Source organism: Intrasporangium sp. (genome assembly GCF_036566125.1).
In the GTDB taxonomy this organism is placed as follows: Bacteria; Actinomycetota; Actinomycetes; order Actinomycetales; family Dermatophilaceae; genus Intrasporangium.
Genome location: NZ_DATCWX010000092.1, coordinates 1 through 10,781, shown reverse-complemented (window position 1 = coordinate 10,781; position 10,781 = coordinate 1). Strand labels below are relative to the sequence as shown.

Genomic DNA, 10,781 nt, shown 5'->3' with positions numbered 1-10,781 from the left:
ACGCGACGAGGTCCTCGATCGTCCCGCCGCTCGCCCCGCCGGACAGCGTGTCGAACCAGTCGGCGCGTGCGTAGGTGATGTCACCGCCGATGCAGACGAGGTCCACCCACGACGGGTCGGCGAGGCAGACGTTCTCATAGGGGTCGCGGTGGTGGCGCTCGAGGACGAGCAGATCCGCTGGGCGGCCGACCGCGATGGAGCCGAGGTGCTCGTCGAGACCGGCCACCCGAGCGGCGACCGAGGTGACCATGGCGACGAGATCCGCGGCGGCCATCGGGTGCTCCTGCCGGGCGAGCTCACGCCGCGCCACCTTCAGCTCCGCCAACAGGCTCGTCGACCCGGACGGCAGCCAGTCGGCCCCGAGGGCGACCGGCATGCCGGCGGACAGGGCCTCGGCCGTCAGAGTCGTCTCGCCGTAGAGACGCAGATTGGACTGCGGCGACCACACGAGGCGGCAGCCCGCGTCGGCCGCCTCGTGCACGTGCTCGGCCGTCAGCGCACTGCCGTGGATGATGTTCGTGGCGGGGGTCGCGCCGCCGAGGTCGAGGAAGCGCTGGAACTCCTCGGTGCTCACCTCGTCGCCGCGCCGTCCCTCCGAGAGGTGGAGGTAGAAGGCGTTGACCGTCCCGGCCGCGATGTGCGCGACGATCCGGTCGAACGACTCCTTGCCGAAGTTCCCGCTCGGCAGGTCGACGAGTGATCGAGCGCGGTGGGCCCCGAAGATCCATCGGTCGAGGTTGCGCACGAGCGGCTCGGCCCCCGAGCTGCTGCTGGCCGACGCCGCCCCCTGGATGCCAGTCACGCCGCCGACGAGCGCCCGGACCTCGGCATAGCGCGTCTGGGTCTGCGGCGGGACGGCGTCCATGAGCGCGTTCTGCGGGTCGCGCACGAGCTGCTGGTAGGCGGTCGACCGCCGCCACGCGTACCGATTGGCATAGAGCTTCGGCGGCTCCCACGCGGCGAAGACGTTGAACTCCGGATGGCCGTGCAGGTCGAGCAGACCGGGGAGGATGACCCCTTCCGTGTCGTGGACCGGCACCGATGTGGGGCGCCGCCGGCTGACCCGATCGATGCGGCCGTCCGCCACCGTGATGTAGCCGTTCGACCACGCGCCGTCCGGGGTGATCACGGCGCCCCCGAGCGCGAACGGCGCTGGCGGGAGGGCTCGTTCCCGCCGAGGCGGCGGAGGCAGCTCGTCAGTGATTCCCCGGCTGTACGCCTCGTCGAAGGACTCCCGGCCTGCCGCGGCCTTCACAGTGTGGGCCATGCGCGTGCTCCCTTCGGGACGGTGACTTTGATGGTCGCGCGCTTCTCCTGGGCGTCGGCTCCCTGTCGGACGGCCCATGCGTCAACAGCCCGCCACCACTCGGGTGTGCCGGGCGGCAGGTCCTGCTCCGGAATGGCGACGAGGTCCTGCTCGGCCCAGGTGTCACCGTAGGGCTTCGGGTTCGGCGTCACCTCGGGCGTGACGGCTGCACTGAGTGCCGGCAGCTGCGCACTCCAGTCCGCCAGCTGCGCCGCCGTCGTGTCCTCGAGTGGTTGGCCACTGGCCATGGCCGAACCCTCGGCGTAGGTGGGGTGCCGCACCGCGGCGATGTGCAGGTCCGCAGCGCGGGACGCCCGCTCCGGCGAGCTGTCCTCCCAGAGCGCGAAGGCCCGCTTCGCGAGCGTCCCGAGCGCGATCACCGCCGTCACCTCGGACTCGAGCAGGACCGCGTCGATCCATCGGTGCCGGTAGTCGACGATCCCCTCATCCTTCACGTGGCGGTAGCCGGCTGCCTGGCCGAACACGCTGTAGAGGTAGACGTTGAGCATGACGTAGCTCGAGGTGATGCCGAGCCGGGCGAGCAGGCCCTGGACTCGCTGGCCGGCCTCGCCGACGAGGATCCGTCTGCTGATCGCCTCGTGCGTCGCGGGGTCCTGACCGATGACGAGCACTCGCGCCGATCCGTCGAGTCGCCCGCGATGGAAGATCGGACCCCACTCGACCCTGAAGTCGGCGAGGGGATACGCCTCCGGCCCGGGGTACTGCGCAACGAGCGAGGCAAACGGCTCGTCGACGTAGCCCGGACACGAGCGATGCGCGGCGACCATGCAGACCTCCCTTGACCCCTTGTGCTGCAGCGTGCTCAGACCCTAATCCTGATACCGCCACCTTCGGGCCAGTTCGTCATGGAACGGTGGGCCGCTGCTCAGCGGCGCGCCGGAGGAGAAGGTGTCGCTCCGCTTCGTTGTCCGTCATCGCGGCCGCCCGCTGGAACTCCTCGCGCGCCTCATCCTCGCGACCGAGCTTGCGCAGCAGGTCTCCTCGCACACTCGGCAGGAGGTGGTAGTCCGCGAGCACCCCTGACTCCACCAGCCGGTCGACGACGGCGAGTGCGGGAGCCGGCCCAGCGGCATACGACATCGCGACGGCCAGGTTGAGGTCGATGACGGGCGAAGGGCGCACCTGCCGCAGTTGCTCGTAGAGCGCGACGATGCGCGCCCAGTCCGTCTCCTCGGCAGTGCGAGCGCCCGCGTGACACGCGGCTATCGCCGCTTGAAGGACATATGGGCCACGTATGCCGCTGAGCTCGGTCGCGCGGTCCAGCGCGGTGAGCGCGTGGCGGATGAGCGACCAGTCCCACGTCGTTCGGTCCTGGTCGAGCAGCAGGATCGGGGCGCCGTCGGGGGCCAGGCGCGCGCGGGTGCGGGAGGCCTGGATCTCCATGAGCGCGACGAGCCCGTGGACCTCCGGCTCGCGCGGCGCGAGGGTGGAGAGGACCCGGCCGAGCCGGATCGCCTCCTCCATGAGGTCGCCACGCACCCAGTCGCGTCCCGAGGTCGCGGCGTAGCCCTCGTTGAAGATGAGGTAAATGACCTCGAGGACGGAGGCGAGGCGTGGCGCGAGCTCGGCACCGGAGGGGACCTCGATGGTGACGCCGTCGGCGCGGAGCGCCTTCTTGGCGCGCGAGATGCGCTGGCCGATCGTTGACTCCGTGGTGAGGAAGGCCCGCGCGATCTCCCGCGTGGTGAGGCCGCCGATCATCCTCAGGGTCAAGGAGATTCGGGCCTGCGCGGTAAGGACAGGGTGACATGCGGCGAAGACGAGCCCCAGGACGTCGTCGTTGATGTCCTCCATCGCCTGCTCGAAGTCGGCCTCGGCGAGGTCGGCCACGCGGTACTCCTCCGCGTGGCCCACCTGCTGGAGCTTGTCCCTGAGGTTCACGTCTCGCCTGATCCGGTCGATGGCCCGCCGGCGGGCCGTCGACGTGAGCCAGGCGCCCGGATTGTTGGGCAGTCCGTCGCGGGGCCACTGCTCGAGGGCCTGGACGAAGGCATCCTGGGCGAGGTCCTCGGCGAGGCCGATGTCACCGACGAGCCGCGCGACGACTGCTGTGACCTTCGCGGCCTCGACGCGCCAGACGCCCTCGACCGTGCGCTGCACCTGGGTGGGGTCGGTCATGCCCCCACCCTGTCACGCCCCGTCTGGAGTCAGCCCTGCGCCGCCTGCCTGGCCGCCGCCTCCCTGAGCTGTTCCTCACGGCGCCTCAGCTCCGGGCTCAACATCGCGTCGAAGTCCTCCGGCGAGTAGATCTGCCGCAGCTCCAGAGCCTGGCCAGGGTTCGGCGCGGCCGACCGCGGCCACCTCTTGACCCACTCGATCGCCTCCTCACGCGAGGAGACCTCGATGATCGAGAACCCGGCGATGATCTCCTTCGACTCGGCGAAGGGGCCGTCCGTGACCACCCATTCGTCGTTCTCCCAGCTGACCAGGGCCCCCTTCGACGTCGGATGGAGGCCCTGGCCGTCGACGTGGACGCCGGCGCGGAGCATCTCGTCCTGGTAGGTCTGCATGTCGGCGAACTGCTCCTCCGTGCCGGGCGTACCACTCTCGGTCTCGGGTCCACCGGGGACGATGATCATGAAGCGCATTGGGAGCCCTCCTTCCCGCAGGGTCTGTTGCCCTGCCTCACTCCTACGTCGAGCGGGGCAGCCGGCGTTCGACATCGAGGCTGCCACGGATCTTCGCCGCGAGCATCTGGTGGAACGCGACGCTCGCGAGATATCGGTTGTGCTCGCTCGCCAGCGTCCCTCCCGTGAAGAATGCTGCATCGTCGACGCCGTCGAAGATCCCGTCGGCCCGAAAGCTGAGCAGGTCCGCGTGGTCCCAGACGTTCCACCAGCCGCCGAGATGCGCCAACGGCGGCAGTGGCGTCCTGACCCCGGTCCCCTCGCTGTGGTTGGGGTTGCTCTCCAGGAAGAGGCCGAGCTCCTCGAAGAAGCCGACCTGCGAGGCCGTCGCGCACCAGAAGTCGACGCGGATGTGCCGGTGCTGGGGCATCCGTGGCAGGAAGTGCGTGAGCACGTCGTAGAGCACCTGGCCGCCCATGCTGTGGGTCACGACGACGAGAGGTTCGTCCCGCGTCCTCGCCGCGAAGGCGGCGGTCTCGAGCCCCGCGAGGACCCGCTGCGGGATCGGACCGGGCGCATCAGCAGTACCGCGTCGAGCCACATAGGTCAGCACGTCGCCCAGGAAGACAGGCACGAAGTCCTCGAGTGGCCGACGCAGTGCGGACACCGTCGCCTGGATGTTCCGGATTCCCTTGGCCCGCAGGCCCTCAGCGATGTCGTCGGATGAGGCCGCCGGCGCGTCCTCGAATGGTCGCGACACGAGTGACCGTCCGCCCCAAGCGAACTGGGCGCCGAGGTCACCCCAGTAGATCCGCATCACCGGAACCCCTGCGGGGTCGTCGGAAAGCGACGGCGCAACGTGTTGCGAGAGGAGCGCCTGGATCGTGGGCCACGGAACCTCCCGGAAGCGTTTGGCGGACCGGGCCAGGACGGGATCGTCGTCCCGGACAGCGACGCCGTGGATGTAGACGATCGGCACGCTGCCTCCTCTCGTGGGCGGCCAGGCCGTATGCCGCTGGGCCGGCTAGACGCGGAGCCGCGCCGTCGCCTTCGAGGGCACTCCCTCGCGGAACGGTCTCCCATTCCTCGCGGCCTCGCCCAGCGCCTCGAGGATCGGGACGAGTCCGTCCTCGTCGACGTGGCCGGTCACCTCGTCGGCGATGGCCTTGACCTCGTCGGGGGCGTTGTCCATCGCCACCCCCCACGCCGCCCAGTGGAGCATCTCGAGGTCGTTGCGCTGGTCGCCGACCGCCAGCGTGTGGATGGGCTCGACGCCGATCCGGCGGCGCACCAGCTCGAGGGCGGACGCCTTGCTCACGCCCTCCGGGTTGATGTCGAGCCAGGCCGACCATCCGACGGCGTAGGACACGCCGTGCAGACCCGCCCGTTCCACCATCTCCCCGAACTCCTCTGCCGTCGCCTCGGGCTGGCGCAATGTCACACGGGTGACCGGGTTGGCCACGAGCTCCTCCCAGTCGACGACGCGCGTCTCGCCCATGAGCTCGCCCTCGGGGAAGTGCTCGCTCACCTTGAAGCCGACGCCGAGCTCCTCGACGGCGATCCGAGCGGTGGGCAGGGCTACGCGCAACTGCTCCAGCACCGGCCGGGGGTCGAAGGTCACCGTCTCGGCGATGGCATAGCCGGAGGGAGCCGCGGGATTGAGGTCGATGGTCACGGCACCGTTCGCGCAGACAGCGAGCCCCTCCTGGATGCCGAGCGCCGCGAGGATCGGGGTCGTGGCGATGATGGATCGGCCGGTGGCGACGACGACGATGACCTCGTTGGGCAGGGCGGCAATGGCGTCGCGCACCCCATCAGAGAGTTCGCCCATGTGGTTGAGCGTCGTGCCATCGAGGTCAAGGGCGAGCATCCGCTGTGCCATGGGCCCACGCTATCCGGCGTGCGCCTCGCCTGGGCCAGCGCACCGGTTCGACTCATTCGTCGATGTCGCGGACCGTGCCCTCGGTGAAGACGTGTGGCGGATTGCGCGGATCCTCCACCGGCTCCACGCTGGTGATGACCTTCCGGCGATGGTCGCGACGGGAGAGGACGATGAGCACCACGCCCGCGATCATGAAGATCACCCCCACGGTCGGCAGGCTGATGCCGTCCGGGTCGGCCCGCACGGCGAAGGCGAGGACCGCACCGATCACCGCGAGCGTGATTCCTGCTCCCATGACTGCACTCCTCTCGGGGTCTGGGCGCCAGACACGTCCAACCAACCCATACCCACCTGTGAACCAGTGTGCGCGCGCACGACTCAGGGTGTCGAGCACCACGGTACTGACGCCCGTGGTGCTCTCGCCCTCGGCAGACTATTCCCCGTCGATCTTGACGATGTCGTGCTCGGTCGTCGGACCAGGAGGTGCCGTGAACCGTGCGTTGACGACATACAGCCGGGACCCCTGCGCCGCGATGGTCGTGGGTACATCGAAGTCGGGGTCGGTGAGCTCGTCGACAACGGTGGCCGACAGGTAGTCGGGCGACATGGTGAGTTCGACGACGACGTTGGACACGTTGCGCACGACATAGAGCGTCTTGCCGCGCAACAGGATGCCGTCACCCTGCGTGAGGTCCGCGCCGCCCGTGTCGACGGCAACGGCCTCGCCGGACCGGGGGTCGACGTTGTAGAGGATCCCCGTCGTGCTGTTGATGACGAGCAGCATCGAGCCGTTGGGCGTCGCCGCGATCCCGTTGGCGTTGAAGCCCGCCACCTGCTGCCACTCCCCCGTGAGCGGGATGGTCCGCACGTGCCCGGTCGGGACGCCGGCAGAGAGCTCGACCGCATAGAGCTCGGCCGCCATGGAGTTGGTGAAGTAGGCGGCGTCCCGGGTCACGGTGACGTCGTTGATGAAGGCCGGGCCGTCGGTGAGGCCGAGGTGCGCGACCTCCGCGCCTGTCGTCGCGTCGTAGACGTAGGCATCGCCGAAGGTGCCGCCAGAGACGAAGAGCAACCCGTTGCGGACCTTCATGCCGACGGCCATGCGGCCCTAGGCCCCCTGGACGAGGAGGTCGCCGCGGCCGGTGCGCAGGTCGCCCCGCCAGACCGACCCGTCGGCGCGTGAACCGGCATAGATGGACGTGCCGATGCCGGTGGCGATGCCCTCGGGCATCGAGCCGGTCGGGATGGAAATGATGTCCGGGAAGGTCTCGGCCGTGGCCGATCCCAACGGAGCCACTGCGAACACAGCGGCGAGCGCGGATGTCACCAGTACGCGTCGTGTCCTCATCGCTCACGTTACGGGGCGATCGTTGAGGAGTGGACAGTGTGCTGGGTCGGCCTCGCGCGACGAAGGCAGCCCGTCAGGGAGCGGAGGTGTCCACCTGTTGGCTCAGGTACTGCTCCACTCCGACCAGCTCCATGGCTTGCAGCTGGCCCTCGAACCAGTCCGCGTGCCGCTCCTCGTCGCGGACCATCTCCTCGAAGACCGCCGCGGTGCCATGGTCGCCGAGGTCGTGGCACTCCTGGGCGCCGGCGTTGAACTGGGCGACGGCTGCCCGCTCGCTCTCGAGCGCGAGGGTGAGCATCTCCCTCGGGTCCTCGCCGCTCCGGATCGGGTTCAGCCGCTGGACGTTCGGGTGGCCGTCGAACATGAGGATGCGGTTGATCAGGTTGTCGGCGTCCTTCATCTCGTCGATGGACAGGTCGTAGAAGACCTTGCCGAGCTTCGGCAGCCCCCAGTTCTCGAGCATGCGAGCGTGGAGGAAGTACGTGTTGGTGACGGTGAGCTCGAAGGTCAGCGCGTCGTTGAGCAGCTCCACGACGCGGGGGCTAACTGGCTGCAACTTCCACCTCCGTGGGAGACATGGCGAACGTCTCGCCATGCTCGCACACCAGCCGCTTGACGGAGAACACACAGGAGCCGCAATCCCGGCCGGCGCCGGTCGACATGCAGGCCTGTGCCAGGGTGCGGGCGCCCGCGGCGTAGGCCGCGGTGACGTCGCGGTCGCTCACGACGGCGCATTGGCACACGATCATTGGGCACCTCTCGGACTGACAGCGCCGACCAACTGAGCGGTTAGGTTCGGCTTACCTAACCACAGGGTCCTCCGATCGACAAGCCGCCGCCATGCGCTTTCCACGGAGCGGAACGCACCCCATGTGTCGGAGAGGGGACGTTCGCCTCTGGTGCTCGGCGATGGGCCCGCGTTTACGTGGTGTGAAGGCACCATCCCTCACGAAGGAGGCGGCCATGGACAACGTCCTCTGGCCCGTACTGTGGACGGCCTGCGGCGTCGTGACGATCGTCGCTGCCCTGCTGGCCGGCCGGAGCGCCCGGTGGCGGCAGGTCGGGCGGGTCGTAACTGGCGTCCTCTTCCTCATCGGCGGCGCGCTGATGCACGTCATCACTCTCGCGACGGGAGGGGACTACGCCGGGTTCGCCGACCCCGCCCACTTCCAGTGGGTGACCGATTCGTGGCGGGCCGTCGTTGCGCCGAACCAGCTGTTCTTCATCGGTCTGCTCATCGTGTTCGAGGCCACCGTCGGACTGCTCGCCATCAGCGGCGGGCGTCGGACGCAGTTCGGCTACCTCAGCATCATCGCGTTCTACCTGCTGCTCTGGCTCTTCGGCCCGATCGAGACGGTCTTCGTACTCGTCATCCTCGTCCCGATGTACCTGCTCCTGCGGGCCGAGCAGCGAGCCGAGGCTCAGGCGTCGCGTTCCAGCTCGGCGAGAGCTGTCTCGATGCCGCGATGGAAGGTCGGATAGGCGTAGATCATCGAGCGCAGCGTCTCGAGCGGGACCTGTGCGTGCACGGCCACCGCGAGGGCGCCGAGGACCTCTCCTGCGTACGGGCCCATGACAGTCGCGCCGACGAGGAGGCCGCGTGCGGGGTCGGCCACGAGCTTGAAGAAGCCGTCGGCGCCGTCGCCATGGATCCAGCCCCGCGTGGTCTCGCCGAGCGGCGTCACGCCGACCGTGACATCGAGCCCCGCCTCGCGCGCCTGCGCCTCGGTCAGGCCCACGGCGCCGATCTCAGGATCCGTGAACGTCACACGCGGCACGGCCGCATAGTCCGCGACGGGGCCGTCCTCACCGAGCACGTCGCGAATGACGATTCCGGCCTGGTACATCGACACATGGGTGTAGGCCCCCTTCCCGGTGAGGTCACCGATGGCCCACACCTTCGAGGCGACGCGGCAGCGGTCGTCGATCGGAGCGACCCTGGCATCCTCGGGAACGCCGACCGAGCCGAGCCCGACCGCACCCGGGTCGGTGTCCCGCCCCGTCGCGACGAGGATTCGCTCGGCGCTGAGGGTGGTGCCGTCTTCCAACGTCACGTCCACGCCGTCGTCGTCACCGGACACGCCTGATGCGGCCACTCCGGCGTGGACTGCGATCCCCTCTCGCTCGAACACCATGGCCAGCCTTTCCGACGCTTCCGGTTCCCCAGCGGCCAACAGACGGGGCCCGGACTCGACGATCGTCACGTCCACGCCGAACCGCGCCACCGACTGGCCGAGCTCACAGCCGATCGTCCCTCCGCCGAGCACCACGAGCGACGACGGCAGCTCCTTTGCCTCGATGAGCCCACGGTTCGTCCAGTAGGGCACCACGTCGAGACCCTCGATCGGGGGGATCGCCGCGCGCGAGCCCGCGTTGACGACGATCCCCAGCTCAGCGGCATACGGCTTCCCGTCGACGTCCACGCGTCCCGCACCGACAATGCGCCCGGTGCCACGGACGAACGTCCCGCCCTTCTTCGTGAAGCGCTCCACGGCGGCTCGATCGTCCCAGTCGTCCGTTGCCTCGTCCCTGATCCGGCGCGCGGGGACCGTCCAGTCCGGCCGCACGCCACCGACGGCGCCGGCCAGCCCGTCGACGCGTTGAGCCTCGGCGAGCACCTCGCCCGCGCGGACCATCATCTTCGAGGGGATGCAGCCCCAGTAGGGGCACTCGCCGCCGACGAGACCGTGGTCGACGCCGAGGACGCGCAGGCCGCGCTCTGCGAGCGTCCCTGCCACGTGTTCACCCCCAGGGCCCATCCCGATGACGATGATGTCGAAGGTGTCCATGGTCGGGTCCTTTCGGTCGCTCCGTCACAGGAAGTCCTACCCGAGAGACGCCAGGCACCACAGCCCGGCGTAGTCGGGAACGCGGGCCGGGGGCTGCGCGATCCTCAGCCGGCGTGGGCGAAGGCGAGCCGCTCGCGGCGCGTGAAGCCGGTCCGGGTCGCGAGCCACAGGAGGTGCTGGGCGCGGCCGGCGCGCGTGAGGTGGTCGCGGCGGATCGGACCCGGGACCCGATGCAGCAGCCACGGAACGAGGGTGACGACATCGGCCGGCGGCAGCGGGGACGTGTAGTGGATCTCCTCGATGCGGGCCCAGGCCTGCGGCGTCAGCACCTCCTGGAGGATCCGCATCGTCTCCTGCTCCTCACGGTCGAGATGGGAGCCGATCAGTTCACTGGCGCGCCTCAGGGCCGCCATGAGCTCGGCGTGGGCGTCGACGTCCGGGGGAGGCGCGAGACGGTCGAACCCGCGCGTGCACGCCGCGAGCATCTGCTCGATGGCGCGGTGCTCGTCCTCGAGCTCGTCGAGGGCGGCCCGCCCCGCAGTGTCGGTGAGCGGTCGCAGGACCGGCCGGAGTCCGTCGTCCTCCGCGGCCTGGTGGCGCAGGATCGAGCTGACGAAGAACTGCCAGCGACCGGACAGGCTGAGCCAGGTGACGGGCTCGTTCAGCGGCGTCGCGGACACGGCCGCGGTGAAGTCGGCGAGGTCGCGGCGGAACGCGTGGTGCATGAGATAGGTCCGGGTCAGGTCCACCGGGCCAGGAGGGGCGACGGCCTGCCCGGGGAGGCGGACCTGGGAGGACCATGCGTGGAGGATGGCAGCGTTCACGTGGGTGTTCCTGGTTCTCTGGTTCGTCACGGGACGGCGTGCGG

14 protein-coding genes are annotated in these 10,781 nt (G+C 69.6%); 1 reads left to right on the top strand and 13 read right to left on the bottom strand.

The features are described from left to right. The 11 genes from VIR15_RS05550 to VIR15_RS05500 form a co-directional block, all read right to left on the bottom strand. Positions 1-1,267 (bottom strand): amidohydrolase family protein (locus VIR15_RS05550; RefSeq protein ID WP_331926480.1); only part of this gene is annotated, 1,267 nt, incomplete at its 3' end. Then, positions 1,252-2,094 carry a uracil-DNA glycosylase family protein gene (locus VIR15_RS05545; protein ID WP_331926479.1) on the bottom strand — a complete coding sequence of 281 codons (843 nt, stop codon included), beginning with the start codon at positions 2,092-2,094 and terminating at the stop codon, positions 1,252-1,254. The genes VIR15_RS05545 and VIR15_RS05550, both read right to left, overlap by 16 nt. Positions 2,095-2,170: 76 nt before the next feature. Further along, the gene (locus VIR15_RS05540; protein ID WP_331926478.1) at positions 2,171-3,445 is read right to left on the bottom strand and encodes an RNA polymerase sigma factor; all 1,275 of its coding nucleotides are present in this window, start codon (positions 3,443-3,445) and stop codon (positions 2,171-2,173) included. A gap of 29 nt (positions 3,446-3,474) precedes the next feature. Then, entirely contained in the window at positions 3,475-3,915 is a 441-nt protein-coding gene (locus VIR15_RS05535; RefSeq protein ID WP_331926477.1) for a YciI family protein, read from the bottom strand. A 43-nt stretch (positions 3,916-3,958) separates the two neighbouring features. Beyond that, positions 3,959-4,873 carry a hypothetical protein gene (locus VIR15_RS05530; RefSeq protein WP_331926476.1) on the bottom strand — a complete coding sequence of 305 codons (915 nt, stop codon included), beginning with the start codon at positions 4,871-4,873 and terminating at the stop codon, positions 3,959-3,961. A 45-nt stretch (positions 4,874-4,918) separates the two neighbouring features. After that, positions 4,919-5,776 (bottom strand): HAD family hydrolase, encoded by an 858-nt coding sequence (locus tag VIR15_RS05525; RefSeq protein WP_331926475.1) that lies wholly within the window; start codon positions 5,774-5,776, stop codon positions 4,919-4,921. Between the two features lie 52 nt (positions 5,777-5,828). Next, positions 5,829-6,071, bottom strand: coding sequence for a hypothetical protein (locus VIR15_RS05520; RefSeq protein WP_331926474.1), 243 nt, complete (start codon positions 6,069-6,071; stop codon positions 5,829-5,831). Positions 6,072-6,209: 138 nt separating this feature from the next. After that, the gene (locus VIR15_RS05515; protein WP_331926473.1) at positions 6,210-6,878 is read right to left on the bottom strand and encodes a hypothetical protein; all 669 of its coding nucleotides are present in this window, start codon (positions 6,876-6,878) and stop codon (positions 6,210-6,212) included. Between the two features lie 6 nt (positions 6,879-6,884). Then, a complete protein-coding gene (locus VIR15_RS05510) occupies positions 6,885-7,124 on the bottom strand; it encodes a hypothetical protein (RefSeq protein ID WP_331926472.1) in 240 nt (79 codons plus the stop codon). A gap of 73 nt (positions 7,125-7,197) precedes the next feature. Continuing rightward, positions 7,198-7,656: a bacterioferritin gene (bfr, locus tag VIR15_RS05505; RefSeq protein ID WP_331926471.1), complete on the bottom strand. Its 459-nt coding sequence runs from the start codon at positions 7,654-7,656 to the stop codon at positions 7,198-7,200. A gap of 10 nt (positions 7,657-7,666) precedes the next feature. Further along, the gene (locus tag VIR15_RS05500; protein ID WP_331926470.1) at positions 7,667-7,873 is read right to left on the bottom strand and encodes a (2Fe-2S)-binding protein; all 207 of its coding nucleotides are present in this window, start codon (positions 7,871-7,873) and stop codon (positions 7,667-7,669) included. Positions 7,874-8,087: 214 nt separating this feature from the next. On the opposite strand from VIR15_RS05500, the gene VIR15_RS05495 reads away from it, so the two are divergent. Further along, a complete protein-coding gene (locus VIR15_RS05495; protein WP_331926469.1) occupies positions 8,088-8,606 on the top strand; it encodes a hypothetical protein in 519 nt (172 codons plus the stop codon). Here the strand turns inward: VIR15_RS05495 and VIR15_RS05490 are convergent. Together VIR15_RS05490 and VIR15_RS05485 are read right to left on the bottom strand one after the other, a co-directional pair. After that, entirely contained in the window at positions 8,546-9,913 is a 1,368-nt protein-coding gene (locus VIR15_RS05490) for a dihydrolipoyl dehydrogenase family protein (RefSeq protein ID WP_331926468.1), read from the bottom strand. The two genes, VIR15_RS05495 and VIR15_RS05490, sit on opposite strands and share 61 nt — an antisense overlap. A 104-nt stretch (positions 9,914-10,017) precedes the next feature. After that, positions 10,018-10,781, bottom strand: a 764-nt coding sequence (locus tag VIR15_RS05485; protein ID WP_331926467.1) for a hemerythrin domain-containing protein, incomplete at its 5' end; no start/stop codon positions are given.